The sequence below is a fragment of the Bacillus sp. FSL R10-2201 genome (genome assembly GCF_038008665.1).
Classification (GTDB): Bacteria; Bacillota; Bacilli; order Bacillales; family Bacillaceae_G; genus Bacillus_A; species Bacillus_A mycoides.
This window is the reverse complement of the sequence record NZ_JBBOZP010000001.1, coordinates 192091-213552: the sequence shown is the minus strand read 5'-3', so window position 1 is coordinate 213552 and position 21462 is coordinate 192091. Positions and strand designations below refer to the sequence as shown.

General features: G+C 34.5%; 25 protein-coding genes and 1 riboswitch. Of the genes, 12 read left to right on the top strand and 13 right to left on the bottom strand.

Annotated features, from left to right (window positions below; all coding sequences use genetic code 11):
* Nucleotides 1-125 precede the first annotated feature (125 nt).
* Together abc-f and NSQ69_RS01220 are read right to left on the bottom strand one after the other, a co-directional pair.
* Nucleotides 126-2012, bottom strand: a complete 1887-nt coding sequence (gene abc-f, locus NSQ69_RS01225; protein WP_341098887.1) for a ribosomal protection-like ABC-F family protein — start codon at nt 2010-2012, stop codon at nt 126-128.
* Nucleotides 2013-2136: 124 nt separating this feature from the next.
* Nucleotides 2137-2271, bottom strand: a complete 135-nt coding sequence (locus NSQ69_RS01220; protein ID WP_000650295.1) for an RAxF-45 family protein — start codon at nt 2269-2271, stop codon at nt 2137-2139.
* A 420-nt stretch (nt 2272-2691) separates the two neighbouring features.
* Between NSQ69_RS01220 and NSQ69_RS01215 the strand changes: the two genes are divergently transcribed.
* The gene (locus NSQ69_RS01215) at nt 2692-2820 is read left to right on the top strand and encodes a hypothetical protein (RefSeq protein WP_002029408.1); all 129 of its coding nucleotides are present in this window, start codon (nt 2692-2694) and stop codon (nt 2818-2820) included.
* 133 nt (nt 2821-2953) lie between these two features.
* The gene (locus NSQ69_RS01210) at nt 2954-3748 is read left to right on the top strand and encodes a DUF4931 domain-containing protein (RefSeq protein ID WP_341098886.1); all 795 of its coding nucleotides are present in this window, start codon (nt 2954-2956) and stop codon (nt 3746-3748) included.
* A gap of 11 nt (nt 3749-3759) precedes the next feature.
* On the opposite strand, the gene NSQ69_RS01205 is transcribed toward NSQ69_RS01210, so the two are convergent.
* Nucleotides 3760-4293 (bottom strand): transglycosylase SLT domain-containing protein, encoded by a 534-nt coding sequence (locus tag NSQ69_RS01205; RefSeq protein ID WP_000713256.1) that lies wholly within the window; start codon nt 4291-4293, stop codon nt 3760-3762.
* 248 nt (nt 4294-4541) lie between these two features.
* Between NSQ69_RS01205 and NSQ69_RS01200 the strand changes: the two genes are divergently transcribed.
* A complete protein-coding gene (locus tag NSQ69_RS01200) occupies nt 4542-6191 on the top strand; it encodes a DUF2334 domain-containing protein (RefSeq protein ID WP_215585699.1) in 1650 nt (549 codons plus the stop codon).
* A gap of 32 nt (nt 6192-6223) precedes the next feature.
* On the opposite strand, the gene NSQ69_RS01195 is transcribed toward NSQ69_RS01200, so the two are convergent.
* The 5 genes from NSQ69_RS01195 to NSQ69_RS01175 form a co-directional block, all read right to left on the bottom strand.
* On the bottom strand, nt 6224-6994 hold the full coding sequence (locus tag NSQ69_RS01195; RefSeq protein WP_002009903.1) for a TatD family hydrolase: 771 nt from the start codon (nt 6992-6994) through the stop codon (nt 6224-6226).
* A gap of 747 nt (nt 6995-7741) precedes the next feature.
* On the bottom strand, nt 7742-8098 hold the full coding sequence (locus tag NSQ69_RS01190) for a YxeA family protein (RefSeq protein ID WP_002009906.1): 357 nt from the start codon (nt 8096-8098) through the stop codon (nt 7742-7744).
* A gap of 261 nt (nt 8099-8359) precedes the next feature.
* The gene (locus tag NSQ69_RS01185) at nt 8360-9196 is read right to left on the bottom strand and encodes a YitT family protein (protein WP_002009911.1); all 837 of its coding nucleotides are present in this window, start codon (nt 9194-9196) and stop codon (nt 8360-8362) included.
* Nucleotides 9197-9313: 117 nt separating this feature from the next.
* On the bottom strand, nt 9314-9643 hold the full coding sequence (locus NSQ69_RS01180; protein WP_002091410.1) for a PH domain-containing protein: 330 nt from the start codon (nt 9641-9643) through the stop codon (nt 9314-9316).
* Nucleotides 9644-9803: 160 nt separating this feature from the next.
* On the bottom strand, nt 9804-10781 hold the full coding sequence (locus NSQ69_RS01175; RefSeq protein WP_002124775.1) for a LacI family DNA-binding transcriptional regulator: 978 nt from the start codon (nt 10779-10781) through the stop codon (nt 9804-9806).
* Nucleotides 10782-11086: 305 nt separating this feature from the next.
* On the opposite strand from NSQ69_RS01175, the gene NSQ69_RS01170 reads away from it, so the two are divergent.
* Nucleotides 11087-11179 carry a DUF3948 family protein gene (locus tag NSQ69_RS01170; RefSeq protein WP_012260201.1) on the top strand — a complete coding sequence of 31 codons (93 nt, stop codon included), beginning with the start codon at nt 11087-11089 and terminating at the stop codon, nt 11177-11179.
* Nucleotides 11180-11250: 71 nt separating this feature from the next.
* Here the strand turns inward: NSQ69_RS01170 and NSQ69_RS01165 are convergent, their stop codons facing one another.
* Nucleotides 11251-11856: a lysophospholipid acyltransferase family protein gene (locus tag NSQ69_RS01165; RefSeq protein ID WP_002124771.1), complete on the bottom strand. Its 606-nt coding sequence runs from the start codon at nt 11854-11856 to the stop codon at nt 11251-11253.
* Between the two features lie 336 nt (nt 11857-12192).
* On the opposite strand from NSQ69_RS01165, the gene NSQ69_RS01160 reads away from it, so the two are divergent.
* The gene (locus NSQ69_RS01160) at nt 12193-12288 is read left to right on the top strand and encodes a DUF3948 family protein (protein ID WP_002124767.1); all 96 of its coding nucleotides are present in this window, start codon (nt 12193-12195) and stop codon (nt 12286-12288) included.
* A 68-nt stretch (nt 12289-12356) separates the two neighbouring features.
* Here the strand turns inward: NSQ69_RS01160 and NSQ69_RS01155 are convergent, their stop codons facing one another.
* Nucleotides 12357-12497, bottom strand: a complete 141-nt coding sequence (locus tag NSQ69_RS01155; RefSeq protein ID WP_002063481.1) for a YrzO family protein — start codon at nt 12495-12497, stop codon at nt 12357-12359.
* Nucleotides 12498-12518: 21 nt separating this feature from the next.
* Nucleotides 12519-13487, bottom strand: coding sequence for a DMT family transporter (locus NSQ69_RS01150; RefSeq protein WP_002124765.1), 969 nt, complete (start codon nt 13485-13487; stop codon nt 12519-12521).
* A gap of 127 nt (nt 13488-13614) precedes the next feature.
* Here NSQ69_RS01150 and NSQ69_RS01145 point away from each other — a divergent pair, with 127 nt between their 5' ends.
* Both NSQ69_RS01145 and NSQ69_RS01140 read left to right on the top strand, forming a co-directional pair.
* Entirely contained in the window at nt 13615-14481 is an 867-nt protein-coding gene (locus NSQ69_RS01145; RefSeq protein WP_002029391.1) for a LysR family transcriptional regulator, read from the top strand.
* 255 nt (nt 14482-14736) lie between these two features.
* On the top strand, nt 14737-14838 hold the full coding sequence (locus NSQ69_RS01140; protein ID WP_002124760.1) for a DUF3948 family protein: 102 nt from the start codon (nt 14737-14739) through the stop codon (nt 14836-14838).
* Between the two features lie 65 nt (nt 14839-14903).
* Here the strand turns inward: NSQ69_RS01140 and NSQ69_RS01135 are convergent, their stop codons facing one another.
* Entirely contained in the window at nt 14904-15851 is a 948-nt protein-coding gene (locus NSQ69_RS01135; RefSeq protein ID WP_341098884.1) for a helix-turn-helix transcriptional regulator, read from the bottom strand.
* 131 nt (nt 15852-15982) lie between these two features.
* Between NSQ69_RS01135 and modA the strand changes: the two genes are divergently transcribed.
* From modA to NSQ69_RS01120, 3 genes are all read left to right on the top strand, one after another.
* Entirely contained in the window at nt 15983-16780 is a 798-nt protein-coding gene (gene modA / locus NSQ69_RS01130; protein ID WP_341098882.1) for a molybdate ABC transporter substrate-binding protein, read from the top strand.
* A gap of 5 nt (nt 16781-16785) precedes the next feature.
* A complete protein-coding gene (modB, locus tag NSQ69_RS01125) occupies nt 16786-17460 on the top strand; it encodes a molybdate ABC transporter permease subunit (RefSeq protein WP_002169310.1) in 675 nt (224 codons plus the stop codon).
* Nucleotides 17461-17759: 299 nt separating this feature from the next.
* A complete protein-coding gene (locus tag NSQ69_RS01120; RefSeq protein WP_341098880.1) occupies nt 17760-18611 on the top strand; it encodes a GRP family sugar transporter in 852 nt (283 codons plus the stop codon).
* 67 nt (nt 18612-18678) lie between these two features.
* Here NSQ69_RS01120 and pnuC read toward each other — a convergent pair whose 3' ends face one another.
* Nucleotides 18679-19329: a nicotinamide riboside transporter PnuC gene (gene pnuC / locus NSQ69_RS01115; RefSeq protein WP_002091429.1), complete on the bottom strand. Its 651-nt coding sequence runs from the start codon at nt 19327-19329 to the stop codon at nt 18679-18681.
* Between the two features lie 196 nt (nt 19330-19525).
* On the opposite strand from pnuC, the gene proC reads away from it, so the two are divergent.
* Entirely contained in the window at nt 19526-20329 is an 804-nt protein-coding gene (proC, locus tag NSQ69_RS01110; protein ID WP_002124750.1) for a pyrroline-5-carboxylate reductase, read from the top strand.
* 1 nt (nt 20330) lies between these two features.
* Nucleotides 20331-21164, top strand: coding sequence for an aldo/keto reductase (locus tag NSQ69_RS01105; protein ID WP_341098879.1), 834 nt, complete (start codon nt 20331-20333; stop codon nt 21162-21164).
* Between the two features lie 153 nt (nt 21165-21317).
* A riboswitch (SAM riboswitch) is annotated at nt 21318-21422 on the top strand.
* The last annotated feature ends 40 nt before the right edge of the window (nt 21423-21462 follow it).

Below are 21462 nucleotides of genomic sequence, written 5' to 3'. Positions count from 1 at the left end.
AAGTTCATTCTATTATCACAGCAGCAAGAAAATTATACCAATTTTTCTGCTTTCATTATACTAAAAAGAGCAAGCCCTCCCCCAAAATATGAGGAAACAACTTGCTCTTTTTCATTCTATTTTCTTTACTCCACAATATTCTCTAACTCATTATATAACTCCGCTCGTAAAAACTCTTTTTTCGTTTTTTCTTCATATAATTGTTCAAGCATTTCAACATCAACTACATTTTCCATTTTACATTCGAGTGCATATATATCTTCTTCTATATGCATTAACTCATTTTCAACTGCCTCTAAATCCCTAGACTTCTTCTTTTTTATAGGCATTACTTCTAACGCTTTATTCCCTTGCTGTTGCTGCTTCTGTTTTACTACCTGTTTCTCAATTCTTTCTTCCCACTTTTGACGAGCCCATGCATAGTTCCCTGCAAACTCAAATAATTTGTGCTCATCAATCCAATATGTCTTTTCAAACAATTTATTTAAGAAATAACGATCATGTGAAACAGCTAAAATCGTCCCATTATATTGTTCAAGGGCCTCCTCTAAAACCTCCCTTGATTCAATATCAAGATGATTCGTCGGTTCATCTAAAATAAGAAAGTTAACATCTTGATACATAAGTTGCGCGAGCCTTAACCTCATTTTTTCTCCACCGCTAAGTTGCGTTACTTTCTTAAAAACAGCTGGACCATAAAATAAGAAACGAGCTAATATATGTCTTGCTTCTCCCTCTGTTACAGCCACGCAATCTCTGAAAGCTTCCAATACATTGTTCTTCATATTCCCGTATGCATGTTGCGATAAATAACCAATTTTCACACTACTACCAATCCGAATTTCTCCAGCATCTTGCTGCATTTCTTTTAGTAATAGTTTTAATAACGTAGTCTTTCCTGTACCATTACGTCCAACGATAGCTGCGCGCTCCTGAAAACGAATATGCAAATTTACTTTCTCGAATAAAGACCGTTCATCAAATCCTTTACTCACTTCTTTCATTACAACAACATCTTTCCCGCTTCTCTCTTGCCCTTCAAACTGAAGTCCCATCTGTTTTCTATCCAAAATGGGTCTCTTTAGTTTCTCTATGCGCTCTAATGCACGTTCCATATTTCTGGCTCTCTTATGCAATCCTTCATTCGGCGGATTCGCTTGATTTGCCCATTCACGTAGACGCTTAATTGCTTCTTTCATTTTCTTTATTTTCTTTTGCTGTTCTTGATACGCTTGAAATTCTTGAAGCAGCCTTTCTTCCTTTTCCTCAACAAACTGTGAATAGTTCGTATGATATACGTGAATTTCTCCATCTTCTAAATCAAAAATTTTCGTTACAACTTCATCAAGGAAATAGCGATCATGCGAAATGACCATAACTGTTCCTGTATATTCTTTTAGAAATTGCTCTAACCACTCGACTGCAAATAAGTCCAAATGATTTGTTGGTTCATCTAACAAAAGTAGATCTGGTTTCTGCAATAGCATATACGCAAGGCTTACTTTTGTTTGTTCTCCACCACTTAACTCTATAAATGATCTTGGAAATAGTTCCGTCACCTGTAGACCATTTGCTACCTTCATAATATTCGCTTCTATTTCATAACCACCGAGAAACGCGTACCTTTCTTGAATTACTCCGTATCTCTCCATCAATTTTTGTAAAGCAGATGATTCCTGTTCTTCCGCCATATTTTTTTCTAAAGCATGCATTTCTATCTCCAACTCTTTTTCCTTTTTAAAAGCGGAGCTTAATACATCATATACATTCATTTCATTATTAAATTTTGGAATTTGTGCTACATGACCGATGCATGTACCTTTCTTCATATGAATGGCTCCTGCATCCAAACTCTCCATTCCTGTTAGAAGCTGAAAGATAGTTGTCTTCCCACTACCGTTACGACCAACTAATCCAATACGTTCTCCATTCTTTATTTCAAGCGATATATTTTCAAATATGATGTTTCCACCAAAAGATTTCTTTACATTATTTACACTACAAATTGTCATTTTCCGTACTCCTTTCAATATAAAAAACCATGGGAAAGAAACATTCCCCATGGTTTTTGTCATAGAAAAAGGAAGCCAAATAGCTCCCTTTTCACACGTTTATCAAAAATGGGTGAAGAGACTTCTATCGTTCAATAGCTACTATGCAATTGTTAAAAAAGGGCATACGTATCCCGTTAACAACTGCATCATGAAAAATCGCACGACAAATATAGATATAATCTAAAAATTTTGCGCGCGTAGCTAAAGAACATTTCATCTCATTCACTCCTTTCGTACGGAATTTAATACTTACTTCTTTATTATACTTCCCCGATTTATGTTTGAATAGTCATTTTTCTGAAAATAATGAAGATAGACTAAACATTTCAATAAGTGACATCAAATCTTACAAAACTGTTATGTTCACGTAATGGAAAGCGATAGTACGAAAAGATGCCTCCCTATACAATAAAGATATAAACAAGAGAGACAAAAACAAGGAGGAAACAATCATGATGAAAGAAATCGTAAAAGCAATCTTTGAGGTATTAGTGAACGGACAAGCAGTTGTAAAAGAACTAAACGAACTATAAAAGGGAGGAAAGAACTATGATGAACATGGTAAAAATGATTTTACATGCTTTAGTTGATGCGAAAGCAGTTAGCCAAGAATTAAACCAACAATAAAAAGGGGTATATGAATATGAAGAAAGCCATTATTGTAATCGCAAGTACAGCAATTGCCTTATACACAATAAAAAATAGAAAAAAGAAACAAAATGAAAATGCTCTATATTATCCATACACACTATTAAAGAAAAAATAAAAGACAAGGTACCCTATTGCAATGAGGATATCTTGTCTTTTATTTTTCCCTATTCCCTTTAAAGGATTTCCTTCTCCTTTTCCCGAATGTATTAAGCGGGATTTTTACATATATTTTAAAGGGGCATATACAAATGGATACACAACAACTATATTTTTTAAACGATATCGGTAAACAAAAACCAGAAAGCATTCGGAACAGAAGCGCTGCATGTCCTTTTTGTGACAGAGAAAATTTAACGGATATTTTAGCAACTGAGGGCTCTATTATTTGGTTAAAAAATAAATTTCCTACATTAAAGGATACCTTTCAAACCGTGCTAATCGAAACAGATAATTGCGAAGACCATATCGCAACATATACAGAAGAACATATGAGAAAACTAATTCGCTTCTCTATTCTCCATTGGTTAAACTTACAGGAAGATGAAGAATTCACTTCTGTGATTTTATACAAAAATCATGGTCCATTTTCAGGCGGAAGTTTGCATCATGCACATATGCAAATTATCGGAATGAAACATGTAGACTATCTTGAAAATATTGAGGAAGCAAATTTCCAAGGGGTAATTGTTCAAAAAAATGAACGCATTGAACTCAATATTTCAGAGCGTCCTATTATCGGCTTTACTGAATTTAATATCATCATTGAAGATATTGCATTTATAGATGAAATGGCCAATTATATTCAGCAAACTGTACGTTACATACTGACAGATTTCCATAAAGGATGTAGTAGTTATAACTTATTCTTCTATTACTTAAACAGGAAAATCATTTGTAAAGTTGTTCCTAGGTTTGTCGTTTCACCGTTGTATGTAGGATATAAAATACCGCAAGTTTCTACAAAACTAGAAGATGTGAAAATACAACTAGCGCAGTATTTCACGAAAGAAAAGGATGAAATTGTTCATAAAAAAACAGAGTAGGTATAGAAAACCTACTCTTTGATTACACCTTTATTTCGATAGTATACATCCTCTAATCCGATGTTATACTTCATATTGTTATCCGTCCACTCTGGTCCTAAATTCCCTGGCCATCCAGATGTATTCGCTATATATTTCAGTAATGCAAAATCAGTCAAACCTTTTTGCACCCCGCGCTTATAACCTTTCATTAAATGCGGCATTGCAATTTGCGCATTTGTACGTGGATCTTTCAGCTCTTCATCAGTTAAATGATCTGGCGCAAGCCCACCACCGCGGTGTAATTGAAACAATCCGAATGAAGTTCCGTTATCTCCAACACTTCTTGGATTTAACCTACTTTCATGTTCGGCAATTGTAAGAGGTATCCATTCCGGAAGGTTTACTTTCTTTGCTTCCTCTATAATGATTTGTTTCATCTGTTTTGCTTCTTCTGAATCAACATAGCTTGTTTCATTCATTAGCTTACCCATTCCTTCAGACTTTCCTTGGAAATATAAATACACTCCAAGAACAACTAAAAATCCCACAAAGAATTTCTTCACTACCTCTACCTCTTTCTCCGCTGAAATTTGTCCCCTTTCAGCCTTCCTTTTACAATTACCAACACTCTATCATTCTCTTACCTTTCAATCATAGCAAATTACTATACATATTATCATCATGCTTTAGACCGATTTTGCGAAAAAACATATGGTAAATACGTGCAAAAATGTAACTTACATGGACTATAACTTATTTCTTGTATATAATTGTAAATTGAATTCTATATATAGAATAGGAGCATAAATAAATGAAAAGAACTCTACTAATCTTTTTCAGCATTTTACTACTCATTCCTATACATACCTCTGCACAAACATCATCAAAATCAAAAGTACTCGTTTTGTATAGTACAGAAGACAACAAAATTACAAACAATGTACAAATCCTTAATACTCAGTTAGGGCACTTTACAAAAGATATAACAGTAAAAAGCTTAAAGGAAGTAAAGGAAAGTACTGAATCATCTTCTTATACACATATTGTTTATATCGGAGAGAAAAAAGAAGATTTTTCTATTGCAGCAAAACAATTTCTAGAAAACTTCTCAGGTCCCATATTAGTTTTAGGACAAAATGTTGAACAATTATCTAATCGTTTTTCTTTCATTACCCCGAAAGAAACCGATATACGAATTCACACTATAGAATATCCGACTAACCAGTTAAAAAATGAATTACATGAAGAACGCTTAATGAAGAAAATTGAAACAAAAGGAACAACTCTTGCTTACGCCTTGAGTGCTGATGGAACTCATCCGTTAATCATTCAGCAAGGAACATCCTATTATGTTGCAACTCCAAACCTTTTCGATTGGATGTCTCATTACGTCGGTGAAATGTTATTTTCTTATTTCGGACAAAAACCTGAAACAAATAAAACTTCAGCTTATTTACGTCTTGAAGACGTTCATCCAGCTGTAGATGTAAAGCAATTAAAAGAAATCGCTGAATTACTAAAAGAGAAAAAGCTCCCTTATATGATTACCGTTATCCCTGTTTACAAAGATCCAGACACAGGAAAAACAGTACATTTAAAGGATAACTCTGAATTAATCGATGTTTTACACTTTATGCAAGATAATGGTGGCTCTATCGTTATGCATGGTTACACACATCAGTTTTATGATAGTGAAACTGGCGAAGGTTTTGAATTTTGGGATGTAAAAACAGATCAACCAATTCGCCAACCAAACCATGAAAAATCAAAAACAAAAAAAGATTTTCAGTCTACAGAAGACTATAATAAATACGTAAAAAACGGGAAAGCCTTCGAAGAAAAATATATTAAAGATCATATTGAAAAAGGGATTACAGAGCTTGTAGAAGCTAAATTATATCCAGTTGCCTTTGAAGCTCCGCACTATACAATGTCTCAAAAAGGATATGAAATACTATCACAATATTTTTCAACTTATGTAGGACAAATACAACTAAACGATACAACTTGGAAATCAATGCACTCACCAGCTTATATAAGTACACCGTCATTTTTGCATGGGATGAAATTAATTCCTGAAACTGTTGGCTTTATTGAAGAAGGGAAGCCACAAGCTATAGCAAAAATGAAAGAACGTGCTTTATCTATCACTAAACTATCTGATGGAATTATCGGTGCATTTTATCATCCTTACTTGGGCGTTGAACCATTAAAAGAAGTATTAAAAGAACTAGAAAGTATTCCAAACATAGAGTGGATTGATTTACAAAAAGACATGAATGAAGTAAAAATGAAAGATATTCATATTACTACTAATAAAGAAGGCATTCACGTTGAAAAACCAACAAGTGCGAATGACATAATTGATTATATAAAACAATATGGGTTCTTCCTTATAATTGGGTTCATTATAATTGTCTTTCTTTTATTATTAAGACGTGCGAAAAAATTAGAGTCATAAAAAAAACACCAAGCGAGATGCTTGGTGTTTTTTTATGACTCACTAACTTTATAAAATCGCACCGTATTCGCATATATTTGCTCAGTAACTTTCTCTACTGATATTTTTTTTATTATACTAATTTCTTGTAATACATCTTTTATCATATAAGGATGTGTCATCGTATCCTTCTGAAATTCCCACGGCCCATCTGTTTCTACCATCATATATTCAAGCGGATAATACGAAACTATTTTTCTAATTTTCTCCTTATGTAAAACATCCGGTGTGATAGAAATATAATAACCGTTCCTCATCATCCGTTTCATTGTCTCTTCACTTCCTTTAAACCAATGAAAGTGTGCACGCGAAACTTTATATTCTTCAAGTAAACCACATACAGTGTCAGTATCTTCATAAACCGCATGCAATATAATTGGTAAATCGTATTTACTAGCTAGTTCCACAAACTTTTTTAACACCGCTATGTATGGATCAATAGCAATATTTTCATCTTCTTTCCTTAAATAATATGGGAGTCCCACTTCACCAATCGCAACAATTTCATCTACATGATCTTCAATTAATTTATAAATTTTCTCACATTCCTCTTTATGAATCGGCTGCTCCGGATGAAAACCTATTGCTGGATGTACAAAAGGATATCGCTTTGCTAAAGATAAAGTTTCTAGACATGATTGATAATTCATAGATACTGCAATAAGCCCTTGTATCTCTTTACTGTTTTCCACATCTATAAATAATCTACTTTTCTCTTCATTCTCATATTGATCAACATGTATATGGCTATCAATCAATTTCATCTTTATGCCCCCATAAAAAAAACAAGAAAGGGTTTTCCTTCTTGTTTTATCATCTATATTAGTTAACAATTAAATTTGTTATTATATCAAATAATCCAATACATACTACGGCAACAGTAAAGTAGCTACAGAAATCTTTAATTGGAAACTTCACTACTTCTTCTTTACGCATCCCAGTTTTCTCCCTTCTTAATATATCCCTAATTATTTTTTATCTATTTGTATCTATTATGCAAAAAATATGACAAATTTACTATCGAATTAACTTACGTAAACCTTACAATGTTGTAAGGTTTGAAAAAAGGCCTCATCTTAAGCTAAGATGAGGCCTATTCAAAGTTAGTTGGTTTTTCGTTCTTCATTAACATTGCGAATCAGAAAGTAATAAAATGAGACTTTCTAGTTACACTATATTAAATTTACTATCTTTTAACTATCGAATTGCATTACAGGAGTCTTACATATTTGTAAGCTATGTGTAATGTAATTCGATAGTTCCCCTTACCTATACTTTGTACAATAAGGTTAGAAAGTAAGCCAAATAAGAAGAATACTCACATAACCAAATTACATTGCTAGTAGCCGACTCTTCTTATACCTTTCACTCATGCTACTACAATGTACCCCCTTCCCCCTTATATAATAAGAAAAGCCTTAGTCCATATGGACTAAGGCTTTTTCACGGATCTAAAATACCCCTACCTAGTATTTTTATTTTCGACAAAAAATAGGCGGGGGTATAATTCGCTATCTCATCGTTAAAAGTTTACTCTTCGCATTAATAGGAATATTTCCAGCTTCAATTTCTTCAATTGCCTCGCCGTAGCGTCCTTTTGCGTACACCTTTAATGCTTCATCTCTCTTTAACATATGCTTAACAGTCTTCTTTATTTTTTGTTCTCTTCCACGTTCATCAAATGCAATAAATTCATATTCATACCATTCATCACCGACATGCTGACCAATCGCATCCACAATTGTATAGTATTCTTTCGTCGTATAAAGCGGATTATATTTATCAATAACCGGTCCAAGTTTCGTAGGTAGTAATACTACTACTATCACTACCATGGCTATTACAGTAGTAATTATTTTTTTCTTCATAATACTGATCTTCCTCCTCTGCAGGATACTTATACATCCATTCTAAAGAGCAGGAATTTAATCTACCATTCAATCCCATTACATTACCCTTACATTTTTGTAAGAATAAAGTGAAACTTTAATCAGCCCTCACCAATCGGGCGTTTACGGGCAGTTGATCTCCCACCTAACTTCTTTGCTCCAGCTGAATTTTGAGGTGGGAGTTCTACTGCCCGTTAATGCGGGATAAAAAAAAGATGAACGAATTTTCTCGTTCACCTTTTAGCTTGCTTTAAAGCCACCGCCAAGTACATCACGCACATCGTGAATGACAACGAAGGCATCTTCATCAACTCTACTAATAACTTGCTTTAACTTAACAAGCTCTTGTTTATTAATAACGATATATAAAACTTCTTTATTTTTACCAGTATATCCGCCGCGTCCCTCTAATACAGTGACACCGCGTGTCATGTTTTTTGTAATAGTTTCACGTATTAAATCCGGTTGATTTGAAATGATTGTAACAGCTGTTTTTGTATCCATACCTTCCACGATGAAATCAATTACTTTCGCTCCGACAAATACAGCTACAAGTGTATACATTGCCTTTTCTTGTCCTATTATAAATACAGAACCCGCAATTACAACGATATCAATAATAAGTACGCCTTTACCAACGCTCCAACCTAAATATTGATTTGCTAGTCGAGCTAAAATTGCCGATCCTCCTGATGTACCTCCAGCTTTGAACATACAGCCTAATCCGATACCTACAAATACACCAGCAAATAAAGCTGCTAGTAACGTATCACTATTTACTTGATATTCGATATGTTCTGTAACATATAAAAACAAAGAGGTTTCCACAATACCTATAATTGTGTAAACCATCGTTTTCTTATCAAAAAATTTATAACCTACAGCTAATAAAATTGCATTCAAACCAAAATTCACAATTCCTGGTGACCAATCAAATAAATAGTACGTAACAACCGTTAAACCAATAATTCCACCCTCTGATAAACGGTTTGGAATTGCAAAGTAATTAATACCAATTGCGAATAATAATGAACCAATTGTAATTAGTGTTATTTCCTTTATACGTTGATTAACCATAGTTCATACCTCCCCCCATTTGACATTGTATCACTATCTCCTAGAGGTTTAGAAGTTGTTTTTATTCCGCATTTTCCCTCACAAAGACCAAGATATTATGTTTAAACAAAGGGGTGATTAATTATTCATATTAGCTCTAACTGTACGGACAAAGCGCTCCACATTCCCACTCTGAATATACTTAGCTCTAATGGTTTCACGATTACAAGTACATTCGAAATATGGACGGAAATCTATGTCATCTATATGCAAATATGAATACTCTTCAAATATCGCAGGATAGCACGAAAATTTCCCGTAAAATAGAAGACGTCTAGTAGTGGCAACAAAAATCCCATGTTGATAACATAAAGTAAAGTCATCCTTTTCAAATATCCCTACGACAAACGCTAAAATCTTTTCGTCATCCTCTACATATTTTTTCATACTTAATAAAAGTTCATTCATGCATATTCCTCCAAATTCTATTCATTGTTTTAGCACTTGAAAAGAATCCATGGATTATTACAGACCGGTGTAACTCTTTTATAAAGTATGAAACGCGTTTCCTGTCAAAGACATTTCAAAAAATAATCCGTTATGTGATTATACACATAACGGATAAATACTAAACCGTCGAGCGTTCCACAAGTTTATACGGAATTTCCATCTTTTCTTGTTTAGAACCCTCATCACTTACTTGCCTATAAAACATTTCAAAAGCCGTCTTACCTATTCCCTTTAAATTTTGGTCAATGGTTGTCAGTTGTAAAACTTGAGAAATCGGTTGATTATCAAAACCAATAATCGCTAAATCCTCAGGAACTTCAATACCTAATTTTTCAACTTCTGTCATGATCCCAATAGCAACTTCATCTCCTGCCACTATTAATGCTTCAGGAGGATTCTCCATCTCCTTGAATTGATGTGCAACTCTTACACCATCTTCTAACGTAAAGCATTCTGTGAAAATCCGATCTTCCATCACTTCTTCATCTATTAATTGTAGCTGTTGTTTATAAGCATCAAAACGTTTCTTACTACTTGGCCCTAACTTTCTTCCCGTACAATATCCAATCTTCTTATAACCTTTTTCAATAAGGTAACTCATCCCTAATTGAAAGGCATTAAAATGATCTGTATATACACTCGATATGCTTTCAATATCATTATCCTCACAAGCAATAACCGCCCCATACGCTGCATAAGGCTCTATAGTTTCCCACTCATTAGCACGAGAACAAATGATAAGACCGTCTAGTTGCTTTGTTTTCAACATATGTAAACTTTTCATTTCTTCTTTTTTATTGTAGTTCGTTTGACAAAGAAGCACCCTGTAATTATGAGCTAACGCAACTTCCATCATTCCACCCACCATCGCATCAAAAGACGGATGATTAATATAAGGTAAAATCACGCCAACAATATTCGTCTTCCCTTTTGATAAATGAACAGCATTTGCATTTTGCGAGTAATTCAATTTCTCAACTATTTCTAAAACAACTTTCCTTTTTTCTTCACTTACATATGGATGATCATTTAATACCCTCGAAACAGTCGTAACTGAAACCCCAGCCATCTTTGCAATATCTTTAATATTAGCCATACACTCACCTCTACTTTTAACTTAATGAATCACATGAACATATGTCAAATCTTCTCATCATGACACTTTCATTCGTTTTTCTTACAAAAGTGTAATTTTCCTGTAAGCTAATTCGATAGTGACTCTCCGCAACATTTCATATAATTAAGTCAGAAACAGGGCAACAACCATTTGAAAAGGAGCGGATCTATATGATGAACAAAATGAAAACGAACAATTTCTTAAATACAATGAGCTTGGTATTTTCCGCTCTTATCGATGCAAAAGCTGTTGCTTCTACATTAAACAAGTAAGGAGAATGCATTATGAACAACATCACTTTTAATAAATTAGATTTTTTAGGACTAGCTAGCGGCACGGTTCTTCTTACTGCTTTCATTTACGCTGCTACACTATAACTTCGTGTCCCCTTTCCCCTTTATATAAATAATAATAGAAAAGACGACCGTCTATGCACGATCGTCTTTTCTTATTTTTGATTCGGCTGCAAAACTTCCTTTAGTTCTTCAAACTTTGCATTTAATTCATCTGTCATCATTTTCATAGCCGTTTTTCGGTCTATTTGTTCTTCAGCATCGATTTGAATTGGATCTCCAAAAACTAATCGCGCTTTTTTTCCTTTTATCAATTCTTTTATACTTGATGGACCAACATAAGCTGCCGGTATTAACGGAACGTTAGAACGCATTGCAATCGTAACAGCCCCAGCTTTTAGTGAAACGTCTTCTGATGACCTCGTCCCACTCGGAAAAATCCCTACTACTTTTCCTTCTTTTAATAAACGTGATGGAATTTTTAATGTGCTTGGCCCTGGATTCGCACGGTCTACAGGGAATGCATTTACATTTTTAAAAAACCAATTTTTAAATTTCCCTTCAAACAATTCTTTTTTTGCCATGTAATGAATTTGGGTTGGGTACATTCCTGCCGCTAACATTAAAACATCCATAAAACTTGTATGTGTACACGCAACAACGTAAGGGCCACCTTCCGGTAATTTCTCTCTCCCTTGTACTTCTACCTTCCCAGCCATTTTAAATATATATTTCAACGAAAATGTAATTGGTTTATACATTTGTTTCGTTCCTTTCTGAATATCCGAAGTATAATCATTTTCTTACAACGATTATAACACTAAGTTTTAGGAGTTGGTAATAAAAATAAGTATTTATTGTTAAATTTCAATTCTTACAAAAGTGTAATTTTCTTGTAAGCTAATTCGATAGCGGCTCCCTCCACTATCTTATACAATTAAGTCAGAAAGTAACAACAACCATTTGAAAAGGAGCGGATCTATATGATGAACAAAATGAAAACGAACAATTTCTTAAATACAATATGCATGGTATTCTCCGCTCTTATCGATGCAAAAGCTGTTGCTTCTACATTAAGCAAGTAAGGAGAATTTATAATGAATAACATGACTTTTAATAAATTAGATTTTTTAGGACTAGCTAGCGGCTCGATTCTTCTTACTGCTTTCATTTACGCTGCTACGCTTATATAACTTTGTGTCCCCTTTCCCCTTTATATAAATAATAATAGAAAAGACGACCGTCTATGCCCGGTCGTCTTTTAATTTTTTCTTTCCTTCAAGTCTTTTAAAAGCTGTATCAATTCAGCTTGTTGTTTTATATTTTTACGACCGTTTCGATTAATTGCTGCAAGCTCGCAGGCAACTCCAGCAGCAAAGAAAAACAATAAACTTTCTAACATATAAAATCCTCCAGTTGCCTATTAAACAGCTTGACGCAATTGCTTTTCTTGCAAAATTTGTTTATTTATATTTTCTTCTTTTCTCTGACAAACATTATTACGAATAAGCGCTGCAATAACAAATAATGTTCCTACAATATCAAATGTTGTTATTTTATACCCTTGCATCATCATAATAACTAAAGTAGTAATTGGCACAAAGTTAATAAATAAAATACCATTAATGGATGATAAGATTTTCACACCGTAGTTCCAAGCAAGTAGTGCTACGATACCTGGTAATGTCATCATAAATAACAAATCATACTTCACAATAGAAATCGTTTCCATACTTGGAACAGATACATATCCAAGCACTGTAATGACCACAGTTATAATCCCTGTGACAGTTGTACCCAATACACATGTCAAAGTAGAATAGCGTAATGTTGACCAATCGCTACACGTTTGACCACCCATCGTATAAATAACCCATCCTACAACACCAACAAATATAAATGCTAGCGAAAACATGTTATCTTTCAATGTTAAAAAGAAACTCATATCACCTTTCGTAATAACAAATACAGCCCCTACAAACGCAATAATCATGCTCGTTATCATATATTTCTTCGGCTTTATATTTTTATATCCCCATAAAATACAAATTGAAATCATTGGCATAAGCGCCTCCATAATAGAAGCTACCATTACACCTGATTTTCCCATTAACATTTGTCCTAGAAAAATTAATACATTATATACGGTAAAAGCCATTGTTCCAAAAAAGACGAGTAACTTCCCTCTTCCTTCTAAGCGAAATGCCTTCTTTCCTTCTTTCATTAGCAATAATACAATCAATACAATTGCTACCGCACCATAACGAATAAACGAAAAATAAAATGGATCTATGTATTCTAGAGCATGATCAGCAACCGGAAACATCGCTCCCCATGACATACTTGCAATTAAACATGCCAAAGCACCTATTATCATTTGACCTTTTCTCACCACAATCCCCCGCTTCTTTCTATTTGCACAAAGAGAATTGTAAAAGAAAAAATATATCACGTAAAATGATTCAAAATGATGTTAACTATCATTTATAATGATAGTTAACATCAAGGAGGAGCATAAAATGGAATTACGAGACTTACAAATCTTCCAGAGCGTTGCCGACCGCGGTAGTGTAAGCGGCGCAGCAAAGGAATTAAATTACGTACAATCAAATGTAACCGCACGTATTAAACAATTAGAAAACGAGCTGAAAACACCTCTCTTTTACCGTCATAAGCGAGGCATGACTTTAACAGCTGAAGGAAGAAAAATGCTCGTTTACGTTCATAAAATTTTGCAAGATGTTGAAGAGCTAAAACAAGTGTTTTTAGATAGTGAAACACCATCTGGTATATTAAAAATCGGTACAGTCGAAACAGTCAGTACATTGCCTACCATTTTGTCTTCTTACTACAAAAGCTATCCAAATGTCGATTTATCATTACAAGCTGGTCTAACGGAAGAGCTTATTAGAGAAGTACTCGATCACCAATTAGATGGCGCCTTTATATCAGGTCCTATTAAACATCCACTAATTGAACAATACGATGTTAGTACTGAGAAATTAATGCTTGTTACACAAAATAAAGCTTTTCATATAGAAGAATTTACTACGACGCCCCTACTCGTTTTTAATCAAGGATGTGGATACCGTTCCAAGCTTGAACGATGGCTTAAAGATGAAGGTTTGCTACCAAAAAGAATTATGGAGTTTAACATATTAGAAACTATATTAAATAGCGTAGCGCTCGGTCTTGGGATTACACTCGTCCCCCAGTCTGCGGTGCAGCACCTTTCTACAGCAGGTAAAGTACACTGTCATCCAATTCCGGAGAAATATGGTAGTATTTCAACTGTTTTCATACGCCGTAAAGATAGTTACATGACCAATTCGATGCGAAGCTTTTTAAAAACAATTGAAGCACATCATCATATCAATATGCTTTAAAAGACATTCTTACACGAATGTCTTTTTTTCTTACAAAAGTGTAAGTCTTACGTAAGCCAATTCGATAGTTGCAGGCTGCTATATTTCATATAATTAAGACAGAAAGCAGGGCAACAACAATTCGAAAAGGAGCGGATACGCATGATGAACAAAATGAAATCAAACAAATTTTTCAATACAATGGGCATGGTGCTATCCGCACTTGTCGATGCAAAAGCAGTTGCAACTACATTAAACAAATAAGGAGAGATTATAATGAACAACATTACTTTCAACAAATCAGACTTTATCGGACTTGCAAGTGGAGCTACTCTTCTTACTGCATTCATTTATGCACTTGCTCAAAGTCTTATTTAACACTTTGTTTCCCCCAACCCCTTTATATATAGAAAAGGCTGCTCGTCTTATAGACAAGCAGCCTTTTAGTTTGTTTCATATATAATTTGGCCTGTTTTGCTTATATCATATCCACCAATTGCTTTTAATTCATTGTGAAACTCTTCAGATTGCAAAACCTCTTTTATAACCTCAATAAGTTCCTCATTTTCTTTATTCTTCAGAAGTACTAAATCATACTGTTCTTTCATTATTGGAATAAAGTCTACGTTCACAATTTGGGAAAACTTTTCTGAACCTACCCCAATATCAGCTTTTCCATTCGCGACTTGCGAGGCAACGCCAAGGTGATTCGATTCTTCCCATTCATACCCGTTAATATCTTCTTTACTTAATTTTTGAATTCGCAATTGCTCATCCACTAACACCCTAATACCAGAACCTTTTTCTCGATTTACAAATCGTATAGATGACTGAGCTAAATCAGCCCATGTTTTTATATTTTGTGGATTCCCTTTTTGCACATAAAACCCAACATTTCTTGCTAATAAATTCATCATAATATATGGTTGTCCAACTAAAATACGTTTTACGTAAGGAACATTATATGTACCCGTTTCACCATCAAATAAGTGTAAACTAACGACACTTCCTTCTCCTTGGTACATCTTCACTAAACTCGTTAAACTACCTTGATACGCTCTCAATATATTAGAATTTGGCAATCGATTTTCTATATGCTTTGCCAACATATCTAACGTTAGTTCTTGACCACTAATGATGCGTGTATTCGAACTACTAATTTCGTCCTTCTTTACAGGAGTAAATTGTACCTTCCCTGTTTTCATTTGCTTTATATATTGTTCTAAATCAGCTGCATCAATGCGCATCTGTCTACCAACTCTATAAGAAGGCAGTTCTCCTTTTTTAATTAAGTCGTATACAGTTAGTTTTGATACTTTTAATCGCTTTGCTACTTCTTCCGTTGTGTAGGAATGATAATCCATAGACGATTCCTCACTTTCTTCCTTCATTGTAACAAAGAAAAGAATATTTCTCCTAGTTTTTAAAAACAACTATATCGTTCAAATTATATTCAATTATAACTAGTTATATTTAGTTATATTTAGTTATAATTAGTTTAGTAAACGAAGGGGGATTTTTTATGAACAAATTTACATTACGATCCATTGGGGTACTTATACTTTCTTTTCTTCTTATATTCAGTGCAGCTTGTTCAAGCGAAGAAAAGTCAGCTGCTAAAGAGGGAAAATCAGTGGAGCTGACTATATCAGCGGCTGCAAGTTTACAAGATTCACTAAAAGAAATTGAAAAACAATATAAAGAGAAAGAACCAAACATTAAACTTTCTTTTAACTTCGGTGCTTCTGGTGCACTTCAACAACAAATCGAACAAGGTGCACCTGCTGATTTATTCTTCTCTGCAGCAGAAGATAAATTCCAAACCCTTGTTAAAAAAGGATTCATTAATGAAAAAGAAGGGAAAAACCTTCTTGGAAATGAACTAGTTCTAGTCGTTCCAAAAGATAGTTCTCTTACAAAATTTCAAGATTTAAAGGATGTGAAAATCAAGAAAATCGCACTTGGTACACCCGAATCTGTACCTGCAGGAAAATATGCAAAAGCTTCTCTCACACATGAAAATCTTTGGAATGACGTTCAAAATAAAATCGTATTTACAAAAGATGTTCGCCAAGTGTTAACATATGTAGAAACAGGTAATGTTGATACTGGTATTGTATATAAAACAGACGCTCTCGTTTCAGACAAGGTGAAAATTGTAGAGGCGGTAGCGGCTAATTCTCATGAGCCAATCCACTATCCTTTAGGTGTTATAAAGGAATCTAAGCATAAGAAAGAGGCGACTTCATTCTATGAGTATTTGCAATCAAAAGATGCACAATCTATCTTTAAGAAATATGGATTTACAATCCTGCCATAATTGCTATGAGCTTTGATACAATTTTGTCACCTGTCTTTCTATCCTTGCGAGTAGCTGCATGCGCCACCATTATCGTTACGATCTTAGGAACGATTATTGGACGAGCATTAGCGCGCTCCTCGTGGCGATATAAAGTACTACTAGAAACTATTTTCTTATTACCAATGGTGCTTCCACCAACTGTTATCGGCTTTTTTCTAATTATCATTTTTGGAAATAACAGTCCCATTGGAAAGTGGATTGAATCATTATTTCAGCAGTCCATTATGTTTACATCTACTGCTGCTATCATTGCTTCTACAGTCGTTGCATTTCCGCTCATGTATCAATCAGCAAAAACAGGATTTTCCATCGCGAATGTGCAAATTGAAGATGGTGCGCGCGACCTTGGTGCGAGTGAATATCAAGTTTTTCTACACGTTACACTCCCACTTGCATTCCCCGCGCTACTTAGCGGTATGATTTTAAGCTTCGTTCGCGCACTCGGGGAATTTGGTGCTACTTTAATGTTTGCAGGAAATATACCTGGCAAAACACAAACGATTCCAACTGCAATTTATATGGCTATTGATGCAAGTAATATGCAACTCGCTTGGACTCTTGTCATCATAACAATTAGCATGTCATTACTATTTTTATTATGTATTCAAATCATTAACAAGCGAATTACCACTTCCTAAAGCAGTTTTCGACAAAAGCTGCTTTTTTTATTTCCCGAAAAATAAAATGACCTAAATAATGACTGAATTTTATTTCTTATTTAAATATACATTTTATTTGAATTCACTTTCTAAAATAGGTAATTTCCTGTTATTATATGAAAGTGTTTCAAAAAGTGAAGAAATGAAAACGCATTTATATCGTAAGTTCTTCATCCTGTTTTAGCGATCGGTAATCTTCTACTCTATTAGTGGGGCATTACCGATCGTTAGAACGATATGTAATTATATTGGTATAGAAAACCGAAGGGAGTCTTGTAATGGACATTTTATTAGCGCTTCTTCCTGCAATCGCATGGGGAAACATCTTATTAGTAAGCGTAAAAATGGGCGGTGGTGCATATAGCCAAACGGTAGGTATGACAATCGGTGCTCTATTCTTCGCAACAGTTATGTATGTATTTACTCAACCAGCTTTAACAATGACAGTCTTGATTGTTGGTTTTATTTCAGGTTTATTCTGGGCTTTAGGACAAGTAAACCAATTAAAAACAGTTGAAAAACTAGGTGTTTCAACTACTGTAACGATTTCTACTGGTATGCAACTTGTTGCAACTTCTATCTTTGGGGTTATCGCTTTCCGTGAATGGACTACTACAACAACGATTGTTCTGGGAACGATTGCAATCCTATTAATCGTAGTTGGTGTTGTATTCACATCACTAGATGATAAAGAAAATGCACAGCCACCAGGACAATTGAAAAAGGGACTTCTTACTTTAATTGTTTCTACTTTCGGTTATCTTGTATATGTAATTATTATTCGTTGGTATAACATTGATGGTTGGTCTGCTATTTTACCACAGGCAGTTGGTATGTTCGTTGGTGCGGTTGTACTGACGTCTAAACATAAACCATTTAACAAATATGCAATGCGTAATGCTTTATCTGGTTTACTATGGGGAACAGGAAACTTATTCTTACTTCTTTCATTACCACGTGTCGGAGTAGCGACAAGCTTCCCATTATCTCAAACTGGAATCGTTATCTCAACATTCGGTGCGATTGTCTTCTTAGGTGAAAAGAAAACAAAACGTCAATTGATCTTTATTGGACTAGGTAGTGTTTTAATTATCGGCGGCGCTGTATTGCTTGGTATGACAAAAGCATAAATTCACACTATATTTACCCCCCCTGAAACGTATATGCTTCAGGGGGTTTTTTGATTACAATTATTTTCTAAATATAATTATTTACACGTTCTCGCTCTTTATGGTTTTTCTTCCATTCAAGCAAGCCATCGATACATAAAAATAGATTAATAATAGCTAATACTAACATGACGTATAAGCCCGTTGAAATATAAATCACAATGCTAACTATGTTATACAAAATCCATAAATGCCAATTTTCTAAGATTTTTCGGCTCAGCATAAATTGAGCTACTAATCCTAATACAGCGTTTAAAGCATCTAAATATGGACTTGTCGATTCTAAATAACGGACTTGATAATATCCCCAACCAATCCAAGCAACTAAAATAAAAAGTATATAAATAATCCATCCTTTCAAATCTAAGCGAACTGTCGGCTTTACCTTCTCCTCTCCACTACGCGCAATCCAGTAATACCAACCGTACACATTAAATATAAATTGGAAGGCTGCTAATACTGCCATTGCGTATAAGCCTTGTGTAGTGAAAATATACAGAAATACCGCAACTGTAATCATCCCAAATAAAAAGTTTGATACCTTTTCCCTTGCAAGTAACCAAACATTAATAATCCCCATAACCGATGCGAAAATTTCAATATAACTTGATCGGATATAGAATCCAACTAATATGCAAATAATACTAGAAATGAGTAAAAAAAGTGGACTTCTAACCATATTTATCTCTCCCCAGATATGTAATAAACTCCCTATCAACAGTATAAGAAATAACTCTTATACTTACTATAAATTTTCTCCTGTAAACCCCCCCACTCATCTATTCCACTTACGATAAGCCGTTTCTTTTTACAAAATTCTCTTAAAAATGGTATCGTTTTTTATAACATATTCTCATCAGAAAGGAATAAAGGATATGCCTAATAAACATCGAATTTTATTTATTGGTGCCGGTCGTATGGCAGAAGCTATATTTACTGGACTACTTACAACAAGTAAAGAATACATCGAAGAAATTATTGTTTCCAACCGAAGTAACATAGAAAAACTAACGCAATTACAAACTCAATATGATCTATCGATTACAACAGATTGGAAACAGCATATTAAATCTGTAGATACAATCGTTTTAGCAATGCCGCCTGTCGCACATGAACAGCTATTAGCGGATCTATCCCCTCTTCTAACTAATCAATTTGTCGTGACAGTTGCTGCCGGAATCGGACCATCTTATCTAGAAGAAAGACTTCCCCAAGGGACACCTGTTGCTTGGATTATGCCAAATACAGCTGCTGGGATTGGAAAGTCTATCTCCTTATATACGACGGGACATTCTGTAGATGAAACACATCAAGAAACGTTACAACTTCTTTTAAAAGGTATCGGTACCTCACAGTTTTGTACCGAAGAGGAAGTTCACCAACTTACCGCAGTTACTGGTAGTGCACCCGCTTTTCTCTATCACTTTGCTGAAGGTTTAATTGAAGCAACGAAAAGCTATGGGATTGATGAGGAAACAGCAAAACACCTTGTCATTCAAATGATTGCTGGCTCTGCCGCTATGCTCCAGCAAAATCAGGATCCAGCTATGCTCCGCGAACAAGTAACAACACCAGGAGGTTCAACGGCTGAAGGCTTAAAAGTTCTATATGAAAATAATTTTTCAGAAGTCATTCAACAAGCAGTTGAAGCGACCAATAAAAAAGCTAGGGGGAATTAATATGACTTTAACAAGTTTAAACGACTATACAACATTACATAACGGCGTGAAAATGCCTTGGTTCGGCTTGGGTGTTTTTAAAGTTGAAGATGGTACAGAAGTAATTGATTCTGTAAAAGCAGCTATAAAAAATGGATACCGTAGTATCGATACTGCTGCGATATATAAAAACGAAGAAGGCGTTGGACAGGCAATTCAAGAATCTGGTATTCCTCGTGAAGAGTTATTCATCACTTCAAAAGTGTGGAATAGTGATCAAGGTTACGAGTCAACACTACAAGCATTTGAAACTACATTAGAAAAATTAGGTCTAGAATATTTAGATCTATATTTAGTACATTGGCCTGTAAAAGGAAAATACACTGAATCATGGAAAGCTTTAGAGCAGCTTTATAAAGATGGTCGTGTTCGTGCTATCGGTGTGAGTAATTTCCATATTCACCATTTGCAAGACGTATTTGAAATTGCAGAAATTAAACCAATGGTTAACCAAGTGGAATACCACCCACGTTTAGCACAAGAAGAATTACATGCCTTCTGTAAAGAACATAACATCCAGCTTGAAGCTTGGTCACCATTAATGCAGGGGCAGCTACTTAATCACCCAACATTACAAGAAATCGCTACGAAATATAATAAATCGACTGCACAAGTTATTTTACGTTGGGATCTACAAAATGAAGTTGTAACAATCCCTAAGTCTATTAAAGAACACCGCATTATTGAAAATACAAACATCTTTGACTTTGAATTAAGCTCGGATGATATGAAAGCAATTCAAGCTTTAAATGAAAATCATCGCGTTGGTCCAGATCCAGATAACTTTAACTTCTAGTAGGGAAACCACTGCCATATGCAGTGGTTTTTTTAAAAAAATAAAACTGAAAATTTAAACTATATTCCATTTGATTGACACTTCATTATCTAAGGTGTAAGATTTTGAATTATCAAAGAAACACAAAAATTAATAAAATTTATTTGTTTACTCATTGTATCAAGAGAGGTGGAGGGACTGGCCCTTTGAAACCTCGGCAGCAGGTTCATTTTGAATACTGTGCCACTTCCTGCAAGCTTTGTGCTTGAAAGATAGAATGAGGGACTTCGTTTATATACGGGTGCATAACTTGTACGTA